The sequence below is a fragment of the Micromonospora sp. NPDC048909 genome (genome assembly GCF_040649635.1).
Taxonomy (GTDB): domain Bacteria; phylum Actinomycetota; class Actinomycetes; order Mycobacteriales; family Micromonosporaceae; genus Micromonospora.
This window is the reverse complement of record NZ_JBEZFU010000001.1, coordinates 753,696-775,929: the sequence shown is the minus strand read 5'-3', so window position 1 is coordinate 775,929 and position 22,234 is coordinate 753,696. Positions and strand designations below refer to the sequence as shown.

General features: G+C 73.9%; 22 protein-coding genes and 1 riboswitch. Of the genes, 12 read left to right on the top strand and 10 right to left on the bottom strand.

Features of this window, described 5'->3' with window-relative positions; all coding sequences use genetic code 11:
- Positions 1-58 precede the first annotated feature (58 nt).
- Together AB0C04_RS03725 and AB0C04_RS03720 are read left to right on the top strand one after the other, a co-directional pair.
- Entirely contained in the window at positions 59-1,207 is a 1,149-nt protein-coding gene (locus tag AB0C04_RS03725; RefSeq protein ID WP_357047728.1) for an acyl-CoA dehydrogenase family protein, read from the top strand.
- Positions 1,197-2,333, top strand: a complete 1,137-nt coding sequence (locus tag AB0C04_RS03720; protein WP_357047725.1) for a CaiB/BaiF CoA-transferase family protein — start codon at positions 1,197-1,199, stop codon at positions 2,331-2,333. Before AB0C04_RS03725 ends, AB0C04_RS03720 begins: the two co-directional genes overlap by 11 nt.
- 67 nt (positions 2,334-2,400) lie before the next feature.
- Here the strand turns inward: AB0C04_RS03720 and AB0C04_RS03715 are convergent, their stop codons facing one another.
- A complete protein-coding gene (locus tag AB0C04_RS03715) occupies positions 2,401-3,813 on the bottom strand; it encodes a cation:dicarboxylase symporter family transporter (protein WP_357047722.1) in 1,413 nt (470 codons plus the stop codon).
- Between the two features lie 112 nt (positions 3,814-3,925).
- Between AB0C04_RS03715 and AB0C04_RS03710 the strand changes: the two genes are divergently transcribed.
- From AB0C04_RS03710 to AB0C04_RS03685, 6 genes are all read left to right on the top strand, one after another.
- Positions 3,926-5,515 (top strand): sensor histidine kinase, encoded by a 1,590-nt coding sequence (locus AB0C04_RS03710; protein ID WP_357047719.1) that lies wholly within the window; start codon positions 3,926-3,928, stop codon positions 5,513-5,515.
- The gene (locus tag AB0C04_RS03705) at positions 5,512-6,195 is read left to right on the top strand and encodes a response regulator (RefSeq protein ID WP_357047716.1); all 684 of its coding nucleotides are present in this window, start codon (positions 5,512-5,514) and stop codon (positions 6,193-6,195) included. Before AB0C04_RS03710 ends, AB0C04_RS03705 begins: the two co-directional genes overlap by 4 nt.
- A gap of 143 nt (positions 6,196-6,338) precedes the next feature.
- Positions 6,339-7,595, top strand: coding sequence for a DUF2786 domain-containing protein (locus AB0C04_RS03700; RefSeq protein WP_357047713.1), 1,257 nt, complete (start codon positions 6,339-6,341; stop codon positions 7,593-7,595).
- 147 nt (positions 7,596-7,742) lie between these two features.
- A complete protein-coding gene (locus AB0C04_RS03695; protein WP_357049102.1) occupies positions 7,743-8,099 on the top strand; it encodes a YciI family protein in 357 nt (118 codons plus the stop codon).
- Entirely contained in the window at positions 8,096-9,373 is a 1,278-nt protein-coding gene (locus AB0C04_RS03690) for a DUF6596 domain-containing protein (RefSeq protein WP_357047710.1), read from the top strand. Before AB0C04_RS03695 ends, AB0C04_RS03690 begins: the two co-directional genes overlap by 4 nt.
- Positions 9,370-10,005: a dihydrofolate reductase family protein gene (locus tag AB0C04_RS03685; protein ID WP_357047707.1), complete on the top strand. Its 636-nt coding sequence runs from the start codon at positions 9,370-9,372 to the stop codon at positions 10,003-10,005. The genes AB0C04_RS03690 and AB0C04_RS03685 overlap by 4 nt, the downstream gene beginning before the upstream one ends.
- A 49-nt stretch (positions 10,006-10,054) precedes the next feature.
- On the opposite strand, the gene AB0C04_RS03680 is transcribed toward AB0C04_RS03685, so the two are convergent.
- From AB0C04_RS03680 to AB0C04_RS03650, 7 genes are all read right to left on the bottom strand, one after another.
- Positions 10,055-10,264 (bottom strand): alpha/beta hydrolase, encoded by a 210-nt coding sequence (locus AB0C04_RS03680; protein ID WP_357047704.1) that lies wholly within the window; start codon positions 10,262-10,264, stop codon positions 10,055-10,057.
- Positions 10,261-10,617, bottom strand: a complete 357-nt coding sequence (locus AB0C04_RS03675) for a helix-turn-helix domain-containing protein (protein ID WP_357047701.1) — start codon at positions 10,615-10,617, stop codon at positions 10,261-10,263. The genes AB0C04_RS03680 and AB0C04_RS03675 overlap by 4 nt, the downstream gene beginning before the upstream one ends.
- 109 nt (positions 10,618-10,726) lie before the next feature.
- Positions 10,727-11,227 (bottom strand): hypothetical protein, encoded by a 501-nt coding sequence (locus AB0C04_RS03670; protein WP_357047698.1) that lies wholly within the window; start codon positions 11,225-11,227, stop codon positions 10,727-10,729.
- Positions 11,228-11,346: 119 nt separating this feature from the next.
- Entirely contained in the window at positions 11,347-11,520 is a 174-nt protein-coding gene (locus AB0C04_RS03665; protein ID WP_350867779.1) for a CsbD family protein, read from the bottom strand.
- Positions 11,521-11,593: 73 nt separating this feature from the next.
- A complete protein-coding gene (locus AB0C04_RS03660; protein ID WP_357047694.1) occupies positions 11,594-13,858 on the bottom strand; it encodes a heavy metal translocating P-type ATPase in 2,265 nt (754 codons plus the stop codon).
- An 11-nt stretch (positions 13,859-13,869) separates the two neighbouring features.
- On the bottom strand, positions 13,870-14,856 hold the full coding sequence (locus AB0C04_RS03655) for a hypothetical protein (RefSeq protein WP_357047688.1): 987 nt from the start codon (positions 14,854-14,856) through the stop codon (positions 13,870-13,872).
- A 29-nt stretch (positions 14,857-14,885) separates the two neighbouring features.
- Positions 14,886-15,095, bottom strand: coding sequence for a cation transporter (locus tag AB0C04_RS03650; protein WP_357047685.1), 210 nt, complete (start codon positions 15,093-15,095; stop codon positions 14,886-14,888).
- Between the two features lie 146 nt (positions 15,096-15,241).
- On the opposite strand from AB0C04_RS03650, the gene AB0C04_RS03645 reads away from it, so the two are divergent.
- A complete protein-coding gene (locus tag AB0C04_RS03645; RefSeq protein WP_357047682.1) occupies positions 15,242-15,538 on the top strand; it encodes a metal-sensitive transcriptional regulator in 297 nt (98 codons plus the stop codon).
- 3 nt (positions 15,539-15,541) lie between these two features.
- Here AB0C04_RS03645 and AB0C04_RS03640 read toward each other — a convergent pair whose 3' ends face one another.
- On the bottom strand, positions 15,542-17,503 hold the full coding sequence (locus AB0C04_RS03640; protein ID WP_357049099.1) for a heavy metal translocating P-type ATPase: 1,962 nt from the start codon (positions 17,501-17,503) through the stop codon (positions 15,542-15,544).
- A 697-nt stretch (positions 17,504-18,200) separates the two neighbouring features.
- Here AB0C04_RS03640 and AB0C04_RS03635 point away from each other — a divergent pair.
- Both AB0C04_RS03635 and AB0C04_RS03630 read left to right on the top strand, forming a co-directional pair.
- The gene (locus AB0C04_RS03635) at positions 18,201-19,568 is read left to right on the top strand and encodes a YibE/F family protein (protein WP_357047679.1); all 1,368 of its coding nucleotides are present in this window, start codon (positions 18,201-18,203) and stop codon (positions 19,566-19,568) included.
- A gap of 166 nt (positions 19,569-19,734) precedes the next feature.
- Positions 19,735-19,866, top strand: a riboswitch (cyclic di-AMP (ydaO/yuaA leader).
- A 3-nt stretch (positions 19,867-19,869) separates the two neighbouring features.
- Entirely contained in the window at positions 19,870-20,889 is a 1,020-nt protein-coding gene (locus AB0C04_RS03630) for a hypothetical protein (RefSeq protein WP_357047676.1), read from the top strand.
- 99 nt (positions 20,890-20,988) lie between these two features.
- Here AB0C04_RS03630 and AB0C04_RS03625 read toward each other — a convergent pair whose 3' ends face one another.
- Complete coding sequence (locus AB0C04_RS03625) at positions 20,989-21,711, bottom strand: carbonic anhydrase (RefSeq protein ID WP_357047673.1); 723 nt, start codon at positions 21,709-21,711, stop codon at positions 20,989-20,991.
- 177 nt (positions 21,712-21,888) lie between these two features.
- Between AB0C04_RS03625 and AB0C04_RS03620 the strand changes: the two genes are divergently transcribed.
- Positions 21,889-22,221 carry a MarR family winged helix-turn-helix transcriptional regulator gene (locus AB0C04_RS03620; protein WP_357047671.1) on the top strand — a complete coding sequence of 111 codons (333 nt, stop codon included), beginning with the start codon at positions 21,889-21,891 and terminating at the stop codon, positions 22,219-22,221.
- Positions 22,222-22,234 lie beyond the last annotated feature (13 nt).

The following is a 22,234-nucleotide window of genomic DNA, read 5'->3' as shown; positions in this document are numbered from 1 at the left end:
CGGGGCGGCACCTTCCGGGCCTGTTGACACACCGGGGGGCGGGCACGAGGGTGAGGCCATGTCGCACCCCTCGCCCTGGCGCCAACCCGAGCACGACGACCTGGCCGACCTGGCCCGCAGCTTCTTCACCAAGGAGGTGCTGCCGCACGCCGACCGGTTGGCCGCTCAGGGGCACCCGGACCGCGAGCACTACCGCCGCGCCGGCGAGTTGGGGCTGCTCGGCCTCTCCGTGCCGGAGCAGTACGGCGGCGGGGGCGGCGGCTTCACCCACGAGGCGGTGATGCTGCACGAGCAGGCGCACACCGGGGAGAGCAGCCTCGGTCTGGCCGTGCACAGCGGCATCGTCACCGGCTACCTGGTGGCGTACGGCAGCGAGGAGCAGAAGCGGCGCTGGCTGCCCGGGCTGTGCAGCGGCGAACTGGTCGGGGCGATCGCGATGACCGAGCCGGACGGCGGCTCGGACCTGCAGGCGATGCGCACCCGCGCGGTGCGCGACGGCGACGACTACCTGGTCAGCGGGGCGAAGACCTTCATCAGCAACGGCGGGCTCGCCGACCTGGTCATCGTGGCCGTCAAGACCGACCCGGAGCAGCGGGCCGCCGGGATCTCGCTGCTGGTCTGCGAGGTCGGCGGTGACCCGGAAGGCTTCCGCCGTGGCCGGCTGCTCTCCAAGATCGGGCTGCACGCCAACGACACCGCCGAGCTCTTCTTCGACGGGTTCCGGGTGCCGGCGGCGAACCTGCTCGGCGGGGCCGAGGGGCTCGGCTTCGTCCAGCTGATGCAGCAGCTCCCGCAGGAGCGACTGGTGATCGCGGTGGGCGCGGTCGCCGCGATGGAACGGGCGGTCGAGCTGACCGTGGCCTACACCAAGGAGCGCACCGCGTTCGGCAAGCCGCTGCTCGGGCACCAGAACACCCGGATGGTGCTCGCCGAGTGCGCCACCCGGGCCCGGGCCAGCCGGGTCTTCCTGGACGACTGCATCGCCCGGCACTGCCGGGGTGAGCTGGACGTGCCGATCGCCGCGATGGCCAAGTACTGGCTGACCGAGGGGCAGTGCGAGGTCATCGACCGCTGCCTGCAGCTCTTCGGCGGCTACGGCTACACCACCGAGTACCCGATCGCCCGGATGTACGCCGACGCCCGGGCTCAGAAGATCTACGGTGGCACCAACGAGATCATGAAGGAGCTGATCGCCCGTGCGCTCTGACCCCGGGTCGGCCGCGCCGGAAGGACCGGGCGGGCCGCTGGCCGGGGTACGGGTGGTCGAGCTGGCCAGCCTCGCGCCCGCCCCGTTCGGCTGCATGGTGCTCGCCGACCTCGGCGCCGACGTGGTCCGGGTCGACCGGCCCGGCGGTCCCGCCGCTGGTCGGCTGGCCGCGCCACCCGGCGGGCCGTTGCAACGCGGCCGGCGGGTCACCGCTCTGGACCTCAAGTCGCCGGACGGCGTGGCCGACCTGCTGCGCCTGGTGGAGCGCGCGGACGTGCTGGTCGAGGCGTACCGGCCGGGGGTGGCCGAGCGGCTGGGCTTCGGGCCGGAGACCTGCCGGGCCCGCAACCCCCGGCTGGTGTACGCCCGGATGACCGGCTGGGGGCAGGACGGCCCACTGGCCCCCCGGGCCGGGCACGACATCGACTACATCGCGGTGGCGGGCGCGCTGGAGCCGCTGGGCCGGGCCGGTGAGCGCCCGCACGCGCCGTTGAACCTGCTCGGCGACTTCGCCGGCGGCGGAATGCTGCTCGCCGTCGGAGTGCTGGCGGCGTTGCTGGAGCGAGAACGCTCCGGCGTCGGGCAGGTGGTGGACGCCGCGATGGTCGACGGCTCCGCGCTGCTCACCGCGTTCCTGCACGGGATGCTCGGCACCGGGCTGTGGTCCGCGCCGCGCGGGCGCAACCTGCTCGACGGCGGGGCACCGTTCTACGACACGTACCGCACCGCCGACGGCGGTTACCTGGCGGTCGGCGCGCTGGAGCCGGCCTTCTACGCCGCTCTCCTCGCCGGCCTTGGGCTGGGCGACGACCCCGACCTCCCGGCCCAGTACGACCCGACGGGCTGGGACGAGCTGCGCCGCCGGTTCACGGAACGGTTCGCGACCCGGACGCGGGACGAGTGGACGGCCGTCTTCACCGACCTGGACGCCTGCGTGGCGCCGGTGCTCGCCCCGACCGAGGCGCACCGACACCCGCACAACGCCGCCCGGGGCACCTTCGTGGAGGTCGGCGGGGAGGTCCAGCCCGCGCCGGCACCCCGATTCGGACGTACGCCCGCCCCGCCTCCCGCCCCCACCCCCGACCCGGAACCCGCGTCGGAGATCATCGCGAGTTGGTCGGGCTAGCCCCAGAAGCGGAGCTTGGTAGGAAAGCGCCCCTGGACGGGCCGTTTCCTACCAAGCTCTCCAGCGGTCAGCGGCGCGTGGTGGCCGGCTCCGGCTCGGCCACGGTCGACGAGGTGTCGGCGGTGGGATCGGCGGCTGCCTCCTGCACGTCCGGGCCGTCGTGGTCCTCGTCGAGCATGGTGGCCTCGTCGAACGGACGCTCGCCGGCGAGCACCGCCCGGGCCTGCTCCGGGTCGAACTCGCCGGTCCAGCGGCCGATGAGGACGGTGGCGACCGCGTTGCCGGCGAAGTTCGTCAGCGCCCGCGCCTCGGACATGAACCGGTCGATGCCCACGATCAGCCCCACCCCGTCGACCAGGTCCGGCCGGTGCGACTGGAGCCCGCCGGCCAGGGTGGCGAGGCCGGCGCCGGTGATCCCGGCGGCGCCCTTGGACGCGATGATCATGAAGACCAGCAGCGAGATCTGCTCGCCGACCGAGAGCGGGTCGCCCATCGCCGAGGCGATGAAGAGCGACGCCATGGTCAGGTAGATCGCGGTGCCGTCCAGGTTGAACGAGTAGCCGGTCGGCACCGTGATGCCCACCACCGGCTTGCTCACCCCGACGTGCTCCATCTTCGCGATCAACCGCGGCAGCGCCGACTCCGACGACGAGGTCGACACGATCAGCAGGAACTCCCGACCGAGGTACCGCAGCAGCGAGAAGATCGAGATCCGGGCCACGAACCACAGCAGCGCACCGAGCACCACCAGCACGAAGATCAGACACGTCGCGTAGAAGCCCAGCATGATCTGGGCCAGGCTCTTCAACGCGTCCATCCCGGTCGCCCCGACCACCGCGGCGATCGCGCCGAACGCACCGATCGGCGCCAACCACATGATCATGGCGAGCACCTTGAAGACCAGGCGCTGGATGGTGCCGACGGCCCGCAGCACCGGCTCGCCCCGGCGGCCCATGCTCTGCACGGCGAAACCGACCAGCAGGGCGACCAGCAGGGTCTGCAGCACCTCGCCGCCGGTCAGCGCGGAGAGCAGTGAGGTCGGGATGATGCCGAGCAGGAAGTCGGCGGTCCCCTCGCTCTCGGTGCCGGCCGCCTTCTGGCCGGCCTCGGCCAGCTCGTTGCTCAGCTGAAGCCCGGAGCCGGGGTGGATCAGGTTGCCGACGACCAGGCCGATGGCGAGCGCGACGGTCGACATGATCAGGAAGTAGCCGAGCGCCAGGCCGCCGACCTTGCCGACCTTCGCGGCCTGCCGCACGGAGCCGACGCCGAGCACGATGGTGCAGAAGATGACCGGGCTGATCATCATCTTGATCAGCGCGACGAAACCGGTGCCGAGGGGCTTGAGCTCCTGGGCCGCGTCGGGGGCCGCGAAGCCGAGGATGATGCCCGCCAGGACGGCGCCGATCACCGCGAGGTAGAGGAAGTGGGTGCGATCCCGCCGGGGCCGCGGGGCCGGTGTGCTGGTGGTGGGGGTCTGCATGGCTGAGACTGTGGCCCAGGTCTCAACCGGAATCAGCCTTGCGTTCATTCTGTTCACCGACCTGAACTGTCGACGAAACAGGGAGCGCGACGGACCGTCACGACGAGGAGACATGACCGGACGGAAATGGAGCATCGCCGGGCAGCTGTTCGCCCTCCAGGTCGTCGTGGTCACGCTGCTGGTGGCGGCGGCCACCCTGGGGGTCGCGCTGGTCGCCCGCTCCGACGCCCGGGACGCGGCCCGCGAGGAGGTGCTGGCGGTGGCCGAGACGGTCGCCCGGTCGCCCGAGGTGGCCGCCGCGCTGCGCACCCCGGACCCGTCCGCCACCCTCCAGCCGTACGCCGAGTCGATCCGCGTCGCCACCAGCACGGACTTCGTGGTGGTGATGGCCCCGGACCGGACCCGCTACTCGCACACCGACCCGACCCAGATCGGCCGGCCGTTCATCGGCACGATCGAACCGGCGCTGGCCGGGCAGCCCTTCACCGTGGTCAACACCGGCACCCTCGGCGAGTCGGTCCGCGCGGTGGTGCCGGTACGCGACACCGGCGGCGCGGTGATCGGGCTGGTCTCGGTCGGCATCACCACCGAGGCGATCAACCGGGAGCTGCTCGAGAAGTCACCGGTGCTGGTGGTCGCCACCATCGCGGCCCTGGCCCTGGCCGGCGCCGGCTCCTGGCTGCTCAGCCGGCGGCTGCGCCGGCAGACCCACGGCCTCGGCCCGGCCCAGATCACCCGGATGTACGAGTACTACGACGCGGTGCTGCACTCGGTGGGCGAGGGCCTGGTGGTGATCGGCCCGGACCGCCGGATCGCCCTGATCAACGACGAGGGCCGACGACTGCTCGGGCTGCCCGCCGACGCGCCGCTGGTCGACCAGCCGGTGACCGAAGCCGACCTGCCGGCCGCGCTGACCGAGCTGATCACGTCGGGCCAGGCCGCCCGGGACGAGCTGATCCTGACCGCCGACCGCGCGCTGGTCGCCAACCTCCGCCCCACCGGCGCCGACAGCCGGGCCCTGGGCACGGTGCTGACCCTGCGTGACCACACCGACCTGCGGGCCCTCACCAGCGAGCTGGACTCGGTGCGCGGGCTCACCGACGCGCTCCGGTCGCAGGCGCACGAGGCCGCCAACCGGCTGCACACCGTGCTCACCCTGGTCGAGCTGGGGCGCACCGAGGAGGCCGTCCGGCTGGCCACCGAGGAGCTGGCGCTGGCCCAGCAGCTCACCGACCAGGTGGTCGGGGCGATCGCCGAACCGGCGCTGGCCGCGCTGCTGCTCGGCAAGTCCGCCCAGGCCGCCGAGCGCGGCGTGGAGCTGACCGTCGACCCGACCTCCCGGCTCGACGTCGGCACCCTGCCGGCCGGGGAGCTGCTCACCGTGGTGGGCAACCTGGTCGACAACGCGCTGGAGGCGGTCGCCGCCGGGGAGCCGCCCCGCCGCGTACGGGTGTACGTGACCGAGACGGCCGACGAGGTGCTGGTCGAGGTGACCGACAGCGGCTCCGGGCTGCCACCCGACCGGGTCGGCGACGCGTTCCGTCGGGGCTGGTCGACCAAGGCCAGCGGACGGGGCATCGGCCTCGCCCTGGTCGCCCAGGTGCTGGCGCGGCACGGTGGCCGGCACGAGGTTGCCGCCGGCCCGGACGGCGGGACGGTGTTCCGGGTCCGGCTGCCGGTCGGAGTGGAGCAGCCGACATGACCGAGATCCGGGTGCTCGTCGTCGAGGACGAGGAGTTGATCGCGGCGGCCCACCGCGCGTACACCGAGCGGGTGCCGGGGTTCCGGGTGGTCGGGGTGGCGCACACCGCCCGGGAGGCGATGCGGGAGCTGCGCCGGACCGGTGCGGACGCGGTCGACCTGGTGCTGCTCGACTTCCACCTGCCCGACGTGCACGGCCTGGACGTCTGCCGGGCGATGCGGGCGGCCGGCAGCGACGCCGACGTGCTCGCCGTCACCTCCGCCCGGGACCTGGCCGTGGTCCGTTCGGCGGTGGCCCTCGGGGTGACCCACTACCTGCTCAAGCCGTTCACCTTCGCCGCCTTCCGGGACAAGTTGGAGCGCTACGCCGAGTACCGACGGCAGGCGTCGGCGGGTGGCGCGGTCGCCGCCCAGCACGAGGTGGACCGGATGTTCGCCACCCTGCGCGGAACGGCCCCGGACACCCTGCCGAAGGGGCTCGGCGCGCAGACGCTCGACGCCGTACTGGACGTGCTGCGCCGTCAGCCGGGGCTCTCCGCCTCGGAGGTCGCCGAGCGGACCGGCACCTCCCGGGTCACCGCGCGGCGTTACCTGGAACACCTGGCCGAGACCGGCCGGGTGGCCCGGACACCCCGCTACGGCACCCCGGGCCGTCCCGAGGTGGAGTACCGGCCCACCTGAGCGCCCGCACCGGCGGTGCCGTGACCCGCGCCGGGCCGGAGGGATCCGAACCTCCCCGTTCCGGCCCGGCCGGAGCCCGCCGGGCATGATCATGCAGGTGGCGGCGCGGGAGCCCGCCCACAGGAGCAGGGAGGGACCCGGCTGTGCCCGACGCCGACGAGCTCATCACCGACGCGCTCGCGGCGGCCCGCGACAACGACGTACGCCGCGCCGAGCGGCAGCTGGACCGGCTCGTGGTCGGCACCGGCGCACCGGACGGCGCGGCGGCGGTGGACGCGGCGCTGCTGCGCCGGCTGGCCGCCGGCGTCGGGCGGCTCTGGCCGCGCGGCTGGCAGCCGGTCGACCTGGCCCGGATCGCGGGCCGTCGGCTCGGCGCCCGGCCGGCCCGGCTGCTCGCGGACGCGATGGCCGTCCAGCGGCGCGACCTGCCGGGCCCGGTCCCGACGTGGTGGGACGACCAACTGCGCGACCTGGACGCCGACCTGCGGTCGGACGGCGACCGTGCCCACCTCACCGCCTGGGCCGCCCGGGAAGGGGTGGACCGGGTGACCGCGCTGCGGGAGGCGGTCGAGGCGCTGGCGCTGGTGGAGGGGCTGCCGCCGATCGCCGTGCTCCGGCCACCGCCCGGATCGGCGCCGACCGGCGGGCCGGCCGGTCCGGCCGCCGGGTCCCGGGGCGGCGGCGGTTCGCGGATGCTGGACCGGGTCCGGGCGCTGCTGGCCAAGGCCGAGTCGACCACCTTCCCGGCAGAGGCCGAGGCGCTGACCGGCAAGGCGCAGGAGCTGATGGCCCGGCACAGCCTCGACGAGGCGTTGCTGGCGGCCGACGCGCCACGGACCGACCTGCCCGGCGGGGTGCGGCTCGGCACCGAAGCCCCGTACGCCGGCGCGAAGGCGCTGCTGGTGCAGGAGGTGGCGGCGGCGAACGGGTGCGAGGCCGTCTGGTCCGACGATCTCGGCTTCGCCACCGTGCTCGGCTGGCCGGCCGACCTGGAGGCGGTCGAGCTGCTCTACACGTCGCTGCTGGTGCAGGCCACCGCCGAGATGCTGCGCGGCCGGGGTCAGCGCCAGGGAAAGGGGGGCGTGCGGCGTACCCGCGGTTACGACGAGTCCTTCCTCAACGCGTTCGCGCTGCGGATCGGCGAACGGCTGCGGGCGGTCAGCGCGGCGGCGAGCCGGCAGGCGGCGGAGGCCGCCGGGGCGGAGCGGTTGCTGCCGGTGCTGGCCGCCCGAGGTGAGGCGGTGCGCGAACGGATGGAGAGCCTCTTCCCCGGGGTCCGCCGGCACCGGCTGACCGTCCGGGACGCGGAGGGCTGGGCCTCCGGCACGTCGGCAGCCGACCGGGCGTCGCTCGACCTGGGCGGTGCCCGGCCGGGCCGGCAGGTACGCGGCAAGCGGTGACCGCTCCGGCGTGGGGGCCACCGTCCCGCCGAAGATTCTGCGATTTTCTTCCGTACGGATGTAGGGCACGGAGCATCGGCTCCGACCCCTCGGCGAGCCGCGCCACCGATCGCGCGGCCAGGACGCGAGGAGCAGGTCGTGAAGTACATGCTGTTGATCTGGAACCGGCCCGGTTTCGTCGAGGAGCTCTCCGAACAGGAGCGGGTCGCGCTCTTCGGCGAGGTCGACGAGATCATGGCGGAGCTCTCCGCGTCCGGGGAGCTGGTGGGCGGGCAGGCGCTGGCCGACCCGTCGCAGACGCGTACCGTCCGGCTGGCCGGCGGGCACCCGGAGGTCGTCGACGGGCCGTTCATGGAGAGCAAGGAGCAGTTCGCCGGCTACCTGGCGGTCGACTGCGAGAGCCCGGAACGGGCGGCGGAGATCGCGGCACGCTGGCCGGACGTGCGCTACGGCGGCGTCATGGAGGTCCGCCCGATCATGGACGACGCCGGGACTGAGATGTGACCGACGGCGGCGAGGTCGAGGAGCTGCTGCGCGTCCTGGCGCCGCAGGTCCTCGGCCTGCTCGTCCGCCGGCACGGCCAGTTCGACCGGTGCGAGGACGCGGTGCAGGAGGCGCTGCTCGCCGCCGCTCTCCAGTGGCCGGAGCAGGGCCTGCCGGAGCAGCCGCGCGCCTGGCTGCTCACCGTCGCCACCCGCCGGCTCACCGACGAGTGGCGCAGCGAGCACGCCCGCCGGGAGCGCGAGGTCACGGTGGCCGCCCGCGAGCCGGCGTACGCCACGGTCGCCCCGCCGGCGGACGCGGAGCCGCCGGCCGGCGACGACACGCTGCGGCTGCTCTTCCTCTGCTGCCACCCGGCGTTGGCCCGGTCGGCGCAGGTGGCGCTGACCCTGCGCGCGGTCGGCGGACTCAGCACCGCACAGATCGCGCGCGCCTACCTGGTGCCCGAGGCGACGATGAGCCAGCGGATCCGCCGGGCCAAGCAGCGGGTCGAGGCGGCCGGCGCGCGGTTCACCATGCCGTCGCCGGCCGACCGGGACGACCGGTTGGCCGCGGTGCGGCAGGTGCTCTACCTGATCTTCAACGAGGGGTACACCGCGTCCAGCGGGCCGGAGCTGCACCGCGCCGAGCTGACCGGTGAGGCGATACGGCTGGCCCGGATGCTGCACGCGCTGCTCCCCGACGACGGGGAGGTGACCGGGCTGCTGGCGCTGATGCTGCTGACCGACGCGCACCGGGCGGCCCGGGTCGGGCCGGGCGGCGAACTGGTGCCGCTGGCCGAGCAGGACCGCGACCGGTGGGACCGGGCCGCCACGGCGGAGGGCGTCGCCCTGGTCACCGAGGCGCTGACCTGGTCGCCGCCCGGGCCGTACCAGCTCCAGGCGGCGATCGCGGCGGTGCACGCCGAGGCGCCCTCGGCCGCGGAGACGGACTGGCCGCAGATCGTGGCGCTCTACCGGCTGCTCGCCCGGATCGCGCCGAACCCGATGGTCACCCTGAACCAGGCGGTCGCGGTGGCCATGGTGGACGGTCCGCGCGCCGGGCTGGCGCTGCTCGCGCCGCTCGCCGAGGACGAGCGCACAGCCGCACACCACCGGCTCGCGGCGGTCCGTGCCCACCTGCTGGAGCTGGCCGGCGAGCCCGGCCCGGCGCGGGAGGCGTACCTGGCTGCGGCCCGGGCCACCACCAGCCTCCCCGAGCGGCGCTACCTGGAGCTGCGGGCCGCCCGGCTGGCCGGCACCGAGCAACCGTCGAGCATTGGAGTGGACCGACCATGAGCACCGTGACGAGTCAACTGTCGATCTCCCTGGACGGCTACGTGGCGGGGCCGGAGCAGAGCCCCCAGGATCCGCTCGGCCGGGGCGGCCTGCGCCTGCACGAGTGGTTCTTCGGCCTGGACACCTGGCGGGCACAGCACGGGTTGACCGGTGGCGATCGCGGCGTGGACGCGGACGTCGTCGACGAGATGACCCGCAACATCGGCGCGTACGTCATGGGGCGGCACATGTTCGGCGGCGGCGACGGGCCGTGGGACGAGACGTGGCGCGGCTGGTGGGGCGAGGAGCCGCCGTTCCACACGCCGGTCTTCGTGCTCACCCACCGTCCGCGCGCGCCGCTGATCATGGCCGGTGGCACGGAGTTCCGCTTCGTCACCGACGGGGTCCACTCCGCGCTGAAGCAGGCACGGGAGGCGGCGGGTGAGCGGGACGTCTCGATCGCCGGCGGCGCGAGCACCGTCCGGCAGTTCCTGACCGCCGGCCTGCTCGACACCCTCCAGCTGCACATCGTCCCGATCGTGCTCGGGGCCGGTGAGCGGCTCTTCGAGGAGGTCGGCGATCTCCGGCTGGAGCAGGCGGCGGTGGTCGCCGGCCCGAGCGTCACCCACGTGACGTACCGGGTGTCACGCTGACCGTCGCCGGCCGCCGGGTCACCCGATCCGACGGCCGGCGAGGTGGCGGTCAGGCGGGCGGGTCCACCGCCGGGCACCGGACGCCCCGAGCCGGCGGCGCCACGTCGACCAGGTACCGGTCGACGGCCCCGGCAACGCACGGGCTGGTCGTGTAACTGCCGTGCCCCCAGCCCTGGTAGGTCAGCATGACGCCGTGGCGGCCGAGTTGTCGGGCGACGCCGAACGCCCCGACCACCTCGGTCCAGTCGTGCTCGCTCATTTCGACCACCCCCCGGCACCGTCGCGGTCCGCGGCGTCCGGCGGGGTCAGCGTGCGGACCGCGACCGCGATGAGCTCCGGAGTGAGCCGGAGCACGAACGGTTTCACCTCGTAGTACTTCATTGCCTTCCCGTCCTCCGACAACTCCAGCTGGGCGGACACGAGACCGGCCGCCGTCAGCTTCCGCAGGTGGACCTGCAGCAGGGCGCGGCTGATGCCGAGATCCCGGGCGAGCCGACTGACGTAGGCGCGCTCCCGGGCCAACGCGGCGATCACCCGCAACCGGTGTGGGTTGGCCAGGGTGCCGAGCACCCGGACCAGGTCATCTCCCGACAGCGGCGGGTCACCACTCATGACGAGCCCTTGCACATGCAAAAGGAAGTCAGCAGGTACGGCGTCGGTGTTGTAGGCCCTCGACCGCGCGATCAGGGTGAGTTACGGGTTCACCCGCAGGGCGTCCGGGTCAGGGCCGGCAGTCCCGCGTGAGGTTGGCCGGGATCCGGGTGAAGGTGTCGGCCAGCCAGGCGGCCGGGCGCTCGGCGCGGCCGCCGGCGTCGATCTGGTCCGCGGTGTCCGCGACCAGCTTCTTGATCTGCGGATCCTCGGCCCGGCGGGCCTGCGAACGGATCTGGTCGGCCAGCTCGGCCAGGTTTCCCCGGAGCTGGTCGGCGAGCTGCTCGCCGGTCAACTCGCGCTCGGTCGCGGCGGTCGAGTCCGCGGCGATTCTCCGGCTGGTGGCGATGATGAGGCGGTCCACGGCCTGGCAGACCTGCACGGTGTTGGCCGCGGTCACGGGCGACGGGGTCGCGCTGGGCGAGACGGCGGCGGTGGGAGTGGTCGGCCCGGTCGCGGTGGGCGTGGAAGCCGGCGCACCGGAGCGCGACCCGGGCGCCTGACAGCCGACGACCAGAGCCGCCAGCCCGGCGGCGATGGCGGCTCGGGCGGCCATTGTGGCGTACGACATCGTCCCCTCCCGTCGCACCGTCGGCCGTTCAGGGCGAACACCTCGCCCTGGAAACGACCGGGCGTCGGCGCAGGACACGCCGGGCCGGTCAGCACCGGCCCGGCGTGTCGTGCGTACGGTCAGCTCTTGAAGGCGTCCTTGATCTTCTCGCCGGCCTGCTTGAGGTTGGCCGCGGCCTGGTCGTTGCGACCCTCGGCCTCCAGCCGCTCGTCGTCGGTTGCCCGACCGGCGCCTTCCTTGATCTTGCCGGTCGCATCCTCGGTCGCGTTCTTGACCTTGTCGTCCATACCCATCGCGAACCTCCACTCCGAAGTACCGCTACGCCCGGAGAGGTACCCCGCCCCCGACCTGCCCAACCATCGACGATCAGGCGGGTGTGACCGGACGGAAGCGGCGCAGGCGCAGGCTGTTCGCGACGACGAAGACCGAGGAGAGGGCCATCGTGGCACCGGCGATCATCGGGTTGAGCAGCCCGGCCGCGGCCAGTGGCAGGGCCGCGACGTTGTAGCCGAAGGCCCAGAACAGGTTGCCCCGGATGGTGTTCAGGGTGCGCCGGGCGAGCCGGATCGCGTCGACCGCGGCGGTCAGGTCGTCCCGGACCAGGGTCAGGTCGGACGCCTCGATCGCCACGTCGGTGCCGGTCCCCATCGCCAGGCCCAGGTCGGCCCGGGCCAGCGCGGCGGCGTCGTTGACCCCGTCGCCGACCATCGCCACCGTCCGCCCCTCGGCCTGAAGCCGCGCGACCACGTCGACCTTGTCGGCCGGCAGCACCTCGGCGATCACCTCGGTGATGCCGACCTCGGAGGCGACCGCGCGGGCCACCGTGTCGTTGTCGCCGGTGAGCAGCACCGGGCGCAGCCCGAGGTCTCGGAGCTGGGCCACGGCGGCCCGGCTGGTCGGCTTGACCACGTCGGCGACCGCGAGGACGCCCCGCGCCCGCCCGTCCCAGCCGGCGAGCACCGCCGTCCGGCCGGCGGCCTCCGCGTCGGTCGCCGCCCGCTCGACCCCCGGGGGTACGTCGAATCCGCGCTCCCGCAGCAGCCGGAGCCGTCCGACCAGCACCTCGTGCCCGGCCACCGTGCCGGTCACGCCGAGCCCCTCGACGTTGGCGAAACCGGTGACCGCCGGCAGCGCCCCGGCCTCGGCGGCGCCGGCAGCGACCGCCCGGGCGATCGGGTGCTCCGAGGCGCCCTCCAGCGCCCCGGCCAGCCGGAGCAGCTCGTCGGCGTCGGTGCCCTCGGCGGGCAGCACGTCGACCAGGGTCATCCGGCCGGTGGTCACCGTGCCGGTCTTGTCCAGCACCACGGTGTCGACCTTCCGGGTGTTCTCCAGCACCTCCGGTCCCTTGATCAGCACGCCGAGCTGGGCGCCCCGGCCGGTGCCGACCAGCAGCGCGGTCGGGGTGGCCAGCCCGAGCGCACACGGGCAGGCGATGATCAGCACGGCCACCGCGGCGGTGAACGCGGCGGTCGGCCCCGCCCCGGTGCCGAGCCACCAGCCGAGGGTGCCCACGGCCAGGGCGATCACGATCGGGACGAAGACGCCGGAGATCCGGTCGGCCAGCCGCTGCGCGGCCGCCTTGCCGCTCTGGGCCTGCTCGACCAGGCGGGCCATCTGGGCCAGCTGGGTGTCGGCGCCGACCCGGGTAGCGGTGACCACCAACCGGCCGCCCGCGTTCACCGTCGCACCGACCACGGCGTCGCCCGGACCGACCTCGACCGGGACGGACTCGCCGGTCAGCATGCTGGCGTCGACCGCCGAGGTGCCCTCGTCGACCACGCCGTCGGTGGCGATCTTCTCGCCGGGCCGGACCACGAACCGGTCCGAGACGGCGAGCTGATCGACCGGGATCCGAATCTCCACCCCGCCGCGCAGCACCGCGACGTCCCGGGCGCCGAGTTCGAGCAGGGCGCGTAGCGCGGCCCCGGCCGTGCGCTTCGAGCGGGCCTCGAAGTAGCGGCCGGCGAGGATGAAGACGGTCACCCCGGCCGCCGCCTCCAGGTAGATGTTCCCGGCGCCGTCGGAGCGGGTGATGTCGAACCGGAACGGGTGCGTCATCCCGGGCATCCCGGCGTCGCCGAGGAAGAGCGCCCAGAGCGACCAGCCGAACGCCGCCAGGGTGCCGACCGAGACCAGGGTGTCCATGGTCGCGGCGCCGTGCCGCAGGTTGATCAGCGCGGCCCGGTGGAACGGCAGGCCGCCCCAGACCACGACCGGGGCGGCCAGCGTCAGCGACAGCCACTGCCAGTAGTCGAACTGCCAGGCGGGCACCATGGCCAGCACGATCACCGGCACGCTCAGCGCCACCGATGCCCAGAGTCGGGTCCGAAGCCCGCGCAGCTCGTCCACCGGCTCGGCGGCGACCGGGGTACCCGCCGGAGTGGGCGGAGGTGGCACCACCGCCGTGTAGCCGGTCTTCTCCACCGTGGCGATCAGCTCGTCCGGCGTGACGTCGTCGGCGTAACGGACGGTGGCCTTCTCGGTGGCGTAGTTGACGCTGGCCGAGACGCCGTCCATCCGGTTCAGCTTCTTCTCGATCCGGGCGGCGCAGGAGGCGCAGGTCATCCCGCCGATGGCGAGCTCGATCAGGTTGGGCGCGGTGGGCAGCGGGGTGCTGCTGGTGGTGGTCATCTGCGGTCCCGTCAGTCGTGCCCGTGGCCGGGCTCGCCGTGCTCGGCGACGCCGGTCGGGGTGGGTGCGGCGCTGCTCGGCGCGGCGGACGCGCCGCCGGTCGCCGCCACGTTGCCGGCCAGCACGGTGAACTCCGCGGTGTGCACCGCGCCGCCGTGCTTGAAGTCCAGGTAGAGCCGGTAGGCGCCGGCCGACGGCACCTCGGCGAGGAACGTCACCGCGGGGCCCGGACTCGTCCGCCCGTCGCCGGGTGCGCCGTCCGGGTGCACGTGCAGGTACGCCAGGTCGCCCTGGCGCAGCGCCACCAGGTGCCCGTACGCACCGAGGTAGGGCTCCAGGTCGGTGACCGGCGCGCCGTCGCGGCTGACGGTCAGGGTCAGCTCGGCGGTAAGGCCGGGCTGCGGATTGCCGGCCAGCGTGACGGTGTAGCCGTCGACGGTGGTGCTGGTCGCCGGCGCCGGCAACGGCCGGTCGGTCAGCGTGCCGGGCACGCTCACGTCGACGCCGAGCGTCAGCGGCTGACCTCCGGTGGGGGTGAAGTCGGCGAACGCCCGCCAGACGCCCGGCCCGCCGAGCGGAGAGGCGACCCGCCAGGTGCCGTCCGACCCCAGTTCGGGATGCACGTGCCGGAACCCGGAGAGGTCGCGGCGCGCGACGATCAGGTGCATCCGCTTGTCGTGCGCCACGTCGTACCCGGTGACCGGCCGGCCGTCCGGACCGGTGATCCGGAAGGCGAACTCGCCGGCCGAGGTGGCGACCGGCACGAGGGTGTAGCCGCGGTCGGAGACGAGCAGGCCGCCGGGGAGGTGGGCGTCCGTGCCCTCCTCGCCGCCGTGTCCGGCGTCGCCGGTGGTGTCGTGCCCGGCGCCGGTGGTGCTCTGGTGGCGGGATTCGGCGGCGGGGGCGACGGGGCCGACCACCTGACCGACCCCGTACGCCGCGCCGAACACCGCGACGAGCCCGAGGGCGAAGCCGCCCAGCTTCATTCCGGTGTTCATCGTGATACCTCGATCTTCGTCCGACGCCGTCAGGCGTCGACGAGCTCGTAGCCGGCCTCGTCGACCGCGGCGCGCACCGACGCGGCGTCCAGCGGGCTCTCGCTGGTGACGGCGACCCGGCCGGTGGCCAGGTCGACCTGGACGTCGCTGACGCCCGGAATGGCGCCGACCTCGGCGCTGACCGAGCTGACGCAGTGCCCGCAGGTCATGCCCTGCACCTGGTACGTCGTGGTGATCATCGGAACTCTCCTTCCGCCGCCCAGCCGCACCCGCAGGGGGTGAGGCGGGGCGGACAGCCGCCCTGTCGATGTACCGGTACCCGGTGGGGGTATCGGCCACCACAGGACCGTACCATACCCCCCAGGGGTAGGCTATCCTTGTCGGCATGACCACTCCCACCCCGATCCGCGGGTACACCGCCAGCAAGGACCAACTGCTCAGCCGGCTGCGGCGCATCGAGGGGCAGGTCCGCGGCATCGAGAAGATGGTCGACGAGGACCGCTACTGCATCGACGTGCTGACCCAGATCTCCGCGATCCAGGCGGCGTTGGACAAGGTCGCGCTCGGCCTGCTCGACGGGCACGCCCGGCACTGCATGCACGAGGGGGCGGCCGAAGGCCGGGCCGACGAGATGGCCACCGAGATGATGGCCGCCGTCGGTCGCCTGATGAAGCGCGGCTGACCGTCAGTCGCCGGCCGGGCCGAGGCGCACCCGGCGCAGCAGTTGGGCGTTGAGCGCCACCACGATGGTGGAGGCGGACATCAGCACCGCGGCGAGCGCCGGGCTCAGCGCCACCCCGGCCGAGGCCAGCACCCCGGCGGCCAGCGGCAACGCGACCACGTTGTAGCCCGCCGCCCAGCCCAGGTTCTGCAGCATCTTCCGGTACGAGGCACGGGAGAGCCGGATCACCGCGGTGACGCCGCGCGGGTCCGAGGAGGCGAGCACCACGCCGGCCGATTCGATCGCCACGTCGGTGCCGGCGCCGATCGCGATGCCGACGTCGGCCCGGGCCAGTGCCGGGGCGTCGTTCACCCCGTCGCCGACCATCGCCACGGTCAACCCGCGCCGCTGCAGCTCGGTCACCTTGCCGTCCTTCTCCGCCGGCAGCACCTCGGCGAAGACCTCGTCGCCGGGGCGGAAACCGAGGTCGGCGGCGACCGCCTCGGCAACCGCCCGAGCGTCGCCGGTGATCATCGCGATGGTCCCGACGCCCTGGGCGCGCAGCTCGGCGACCGCCTTCCGCGCCTCGGGCCGCACCTCGTCGGTCAACGCGAACGCACCGAGCACCGTGTCCGGCAGCCGGACCAGGTGCAGCACCGCCGCGCCCCGGCCGGCCCACCGGTCGACCGCCGGACCAAGCTCGTCCGGCAGCCGCGCGCCCAGCTCCCGCAGCAGCGCCGGCCCGCCGACCGCGTACTCCGTACCGTCGACCGTGGCCTGCACGCCGCGGCCCGGCAGGGACCGGAAGCCGGTCGCCCGCGCCGCCCCGCCGCGCTGGTCCGCCGCCGCCACGATGGCCCGGGCCAGCGGGTGCTCGCTGTCCGACTCCACCCCGGCGGCGAGCCGCACCAGCTCGTCCCGGTCGGTGCCGGGCGCCGCCGCCAGGTCGGTGACCGCGTGTTCACCCCGGGTCAGCGTCCCGGTCTTGTCGAAGAGCACCGCGTCGACGGTCCGCATCCGCTCCAGCGCCAGCCGGTCCTTCACCAGGATCCCGGACCCTGCGGCCAGCGCGGTGGATAGCGCGATCACCAGCGGGATCGCCAGGCCGAGCGCGTGCGGGCAGGCGATCACCAGGACCGTGACGGCCCGGACCACCGCCTCGTCCACCTGGCCGAGCAGCGTCCAGACCAGCACGGTGACCACGGCGGTGGCGGTGGCCAGGTAGAAGAGCGCGGCGGCGAACCGGTCGGCCAGCACCTGCGCCCGCCCGCTGGACTGCTGGGCCTCGGCGACCATCCGCTGGATGCCGGCGAGCGTGGTCTGCTCGCCGACCGCCTCGACCCGGACCCGAAGCGCCGAGTCGGTGGCCACCGTGCCGGCCACCACCCGGTCCCCGACCGATCGGAGCACCGGCCGGGACTCCCCGGTGACCATCGACTCGTCCAGCTCCGCACCGCCGTCCACCACCCGGCCGTCCGCCGGCACCCGGCCGCCCGGCCGGACCAGCACCACGTCGCCGACCCGTAGCCCGACGACCGGGACCGACTCCACCCCGCCGTCCGGTGTCACCCGGTCGGCCTGGTCGGGGAGCAGCGCGGCGAGCGCGGCCAGCGCTCCCCGCGCCTGCCCGATGGCCCGCATCTCCTGCCAGTGACCGAGCAGCATGATGGTGACCAGCGCGGCCAGCTCCCACCAGAAGTCGAGGTCGAAGGCGCCGAGGCTGGTGGCGAGCGAGGCGACGTAGGCGACGCTGATCGCCATGGCGATCAGCAGCATCATGCCCGGCGCCCGGTCCCGGACCTCGCGTACGGCGCCGACCAGGAACGGCCAGCCGCCCCACCAGAACACCACCGAGCCGAGCACCGGCCCCACCCAGGAGCGGCCCGGGAACTCCAGACGGTAGCCGAACCACTCCATCACCATGTGGCTGGTGACCACGACCGGCACGGTGAGCAGCAGACAGAGCCAGAACCGCCGCCGGAACATCTCCGGGTCGTGCCCGGCGTGCTTGTCGTGCCCGCCGTGCTTGTCGTGCCCGCCGTGGCCCGCGTGCTCGCCGCGCCCGGCCCGCCCGGCGTGGCTGTCGTCGCCGGCCCCGTTGTCGTGCCCGGCCGGGCTGTCCTGCCCGGCCGGTCCGGCGTCGCTGTCGTGGCTGTCGCGCCCGGCGGGCCCGACGGGCCCGGCCTGGTTCTCGCGGCCGGCCGGAGCGGCGTGGTCGTCGTGACCCGCCGGCCCGGCAGGGCTGTCGTGAGCTGGCCGGCCACCGGGTCCGCCCCGCCCCGGATGACCGCGCCGCGGCGGGGCGGGCGCGGAGGTGCCGTGATCCGGCTCCGGCGATCGCGGGTGCACGGGCATGCCTCCACCATGCCCGCCCGGCCGGCCCGGCGGGCACCTTCCCCGGCATGCGGTGCCCCGACACCGCCCCACGCGAGCGGCGGCGTCGGCCACACCTGGTTAGCATTCCGACAATGGCTCTCCGGATCCCGCACCGTCCGGCCCGACCGCACCGTCGGGCACCGTCCGCCGCCCGCGGCCGGAACCGGTCGGGCGTCGCGCTCACGGTGGGTCACCGTCGCACCACCCTGGCGCCATCCGAGGCGCCTACCCCGGTGGTCGTCCGGCGGCGCTGAACCGTTCGCCCCGCCGGTACGTACCCCGCCTCGGATTCGTTGGGAGACTCGCATTGGGCGCCGACCACACCCGTCCCGCTCCGTCCACCCCGCCCCGGGTGCGACGGATCCTCGTCGCGACGGTGGTCCCCCTCGTCCTCGCCACCGTGGTCGCCGCTCTGGTGCTCTGGCCCTGGAACTCGCCCGAGCCGGAGGCCGGTGCCGACGTGCCGCGCTACCACGGCACGGTCACCCGGGTGGTGAGCGAGTCCTGCCCGCCCGCGCCGGAGGTCCCCGAGGGCGCGCCCGAGACCGGGTCGGAACCCTGCGGCACGGTCAGCGTACGGGTGGACACCGGCCCGGCCGCCGGACAGCAGGTGCAGACCCCGATTCCGGCCGGTCCGGGGGCGCCACGGGTCGAGGCCGGCGACGAGATCATCCTGGTCGAGCTGACCGATCCGGCCGATCCGACGGCGAGCAGCTGGAACATCGCGGAGCACCAGCGGGGCACGCCACTGATCTGGCTGGCTGTCGTCTTCGCCGCCGCCATCGTCGCGTTCGGCCGGTGGCGTGGGGTGGCCGCACTCGCCGGCCTGGCCGCCAGCTTCGCCATCCTGCTCGCCTTCGTCCTCCCCGGAATCAGCGCGGGCCGGTCGCCCCTGCTGGTCGCGGTGGTCGGCGCCGCGCTGATCATGTTCGTGGTGCTCTACCTGACGCACGGGATCACCGCGCAGACCTCGGTGGCCGTGCTCGGCACCCTGGGCAGCCTGGTGCTCACCGGGCTGCTCGGCACCCTGGCCACCGCCGCCACCCACCTCACCGGTTTCGGCAGCGAGGACGCCACCACGCTGTCGATGTTCCAGGCCGACGTGGACCTGCACGGCCTGCTGCTGGCCGGCATCATCATCGGCTCACTCGGCGTGCTCGACGACGTCACCGTCACTCAGGCGGCCACGGTCACCGAGTTGGCCCACGCGAACCCGGGCCTGTCCCGCCGGCAGCTCTACCGGGCCGCGACCCGGGTCGGCCGGGCGCACATCGCCTCGACGGTGAACACCATCGTGCTGGCGTACGCCGGCGCCTCGCTGCCGCTGCTGCTCCTGCTGACCGCCGACTCCCGCGGGGTGAGCCAGATCCTCACCAGCGAGTTCCTGGCCCAGGAGATCGTCCGCAGCGCGGTCGCCACGCTGGGCCTGATCGCCGCCGTACCGCTGACCACCGCGCTGGCCGCGCTGGTGACCACGGCCGGTCACGACGGAACGCCGGAGCGCGCCGGCGACGGCACTCCCACCACCCCCGCCGCCCGGCCGGCGCCGGACCGGGCCGAGGCGTTGGAGGCGCTCGGTGCGGGTCGGCCCGGTCCGGCCGGAGATCCGGAACCATCCCCCGCCACCCGGAAGTGGTGGCCCGACCCGGACAGGAGCACAGACAGCGCATGGTGACACTCCGCAGCGTGATCAGGCGGGTCCCACGACCTGACGACCACGTCACTGATCACCCAGCGCAATGGCGAAATGACGGTTTTAGTCGGCATCCGGACGTAGATCCACGGGTCGACTCTCAGGTAACCTCGCTGCCGGTTACCGACGAAGGCGCGCAGCGGCGCCTGCGGTACCACCGCCCAATCGCCAAGGGGCGAACCGGGAACCCAGGTACCCGGGGTGAATCCGCGCCAGCGGTAGGGGCCACTTCCGCCCCGAACCCGTCAGCTAACCCGGTCGGCGGTCGATGGAAGGGAACACTGTGACGGCACCCCTACGCCGCTGGTTGACACCTGTGGTGGCCGTGTTCGCCGCGTTGGCCGTGCTCGCCGGGCCCCTCCCGGCGTCCGCCGCGCCCACCCCGAGCACCCCCTCCGGGCATGAGGAGGACGGCGAGCCCAAGCTGCTCAACGACGTGATCGAGGCGACCAACCGCAGCTACTCCTCGGCCAAGATCAAGCTGGAGAAGTCGAAGAAGCGCCAGCTGGAACTCGCCCTCGAGGTGAAGCGGGCGCAGGACGAGCTGGACGCGCTGGCCCCGCAGGTCGGGCAGATCGCCGCTCAGTCCTACCGCACCGGGCGGATCGGCGCGATGGCCGTGCTGCTGGAGAGCAAGGCCCCGGACTCGTTCGTCCAGCGCGCCGCCGGCCTCGACGAGCTCAACCTGGTCAACGGGCAGAAGCTTGCCAAGGTCAACGCCATCAAGAGCCGGGCCGAACTGGCCAAGCTCGCGATCGACGCCGAGGTACGCGAGCAGCAGAAGCAGACCGCGGTGATGGCCAAGCAGAAGCGCGAAGCGGACAAGGCGCTGGCGCTGGTCGGCGGGAAGGGCTTCACCGGCGGCCTGGTCTCGGCCACCTCGCCGGTCGCCCGGATCGGCCCGGGCCGGACCGCCGACGGGGACTGGAAGCCGCAGTCGTGCTCCGAGAACGACCCCACCACCTCCGGCTGCGTCACCCCGCGCACGTTGCACGCGTACAAGGAGGTCAAGCGGGCCGGCTTCAACCGGTTCGTCGGCTGCTACCGCTCCGGCGGCCCGTGGGAGCACCCGAAGGGCCGCGCCTGTGACTGGTCACTGCAGAAGAGCGGCTTCGCGCCGTGGCACAACAACGACACCCGGATGTACGGCAACAACGTGGCCGCGTTCCTGATCCGTAACGCCGACCGGCTCGGCATCTACTACGTGATCTGGAACAGGCAGATCTGGTTCCCGGCGACCGGTTGGAAGTCCTACAGCGGGCCCTCCAACCACACCGACCACGTGCACATGTCGCTGCTCTAGCGACATCCGCACGACAGGGCCGCTCCGCGCTCGTGGGGCGGCCCTTCGCGTACCCGGGCGAGCTGACCGCCCACGACCGGCGGGCCGGGGTCGACCCTGCTAGGCGCCCGCCGGCGCGTCGAGGCCCACCGGGGCGATGGATCCCCCCGCCGGCACCTCGGCGACCTGGAGCACCTCACCCGCGGCGAGCCGGTACGACATGCCGACCACCGCGCACCGCCCACCGGCCACCTCGGCGGCCAGCACCGTGGAGTTGCCGAGAAGGGCCTCGACGGTCTGGGCGATGTGGATGTCCACGATCCCGTTGATGTCGTCCACACCCTCGGCGGCGGCCCGGCGGAGGCTGGGCACCACGGCGTCCACCACCGCACCGAGGTGTCCCGGCGGCGGGGTGCCGGTGGCGACCGCATCCCGGGCCGCCTGCACCGCGCCGCAGGAGTCGTGCCCGAGCACCACCACCAGCGGGACGCCCAGCACGCTGACCGCGTACTCGACGCTGCCCAGCACCTCCGGACCGGCGGTGTGCCCGGCGGTGCGGACCACGAAGAGATCACCCAGGCCGCGATCGAAGATGATCTCGGCGGCGAGTCGTGAGTCGGCGCAGCCGACGATCACCGCGAACGGGTGTTGCTCGGCGGCCACCTCGGCCCGCCGCTCGACGTCCTGGTTCGGGTGGCGCGGGGCGCCCGTGACGAAGCGCTGGTTGCCCGCCCGCAGCTCGGCTAGGGCCTGCTCCGGGTCGGGTGGCGACGCGACACCGTCCGACGCGTCGGGGACGCGCTGGGCGCCCGGGTGTGCTCCGGGCGATCCGGGTCCGCTCATGCCCGCACCTCGACTCCCACGCGATCGGCCAGGTCACCGTCACCCCCGGCCGCTGACGGACGCGGGCTGTGATCCACAGTCACACTCAGCGCAAGATACGTCAAGGGATACGTGATATGCGTTTCAGGTGTTCAGCAGCACCGGCCAAGGCGACGGGCAACGCCGGCGAGCCATACCATGACGGCCATGGCGACGAGTACGAGCGGGTACGGGAGCCCCCGAAACTGGACCTTCCTCACCAACCACGGACACGTGCTGCTTGCCATCGCCCGGAACCCCACCGCCCGGCTGCGTGACGTCGCCGACGAGGTGGGCGTCACCGAACGCGCGGCCCAGGCGATCGTCGCCGACCTGGAAGCCGGCGGCTACCTGGTCCGCACCCGGGTGGGCCGGCGCAACGAATACACCCTCAACCCGGCTGGCCGGTTCCGCCACCCCGCAGAGGCGGACCGGGAGGTCGGCGCCCTCCTCGCGCTCTTCACCGAGGAGACGGCGCCAAACCGCCAGTGACGACCTGCGGGCT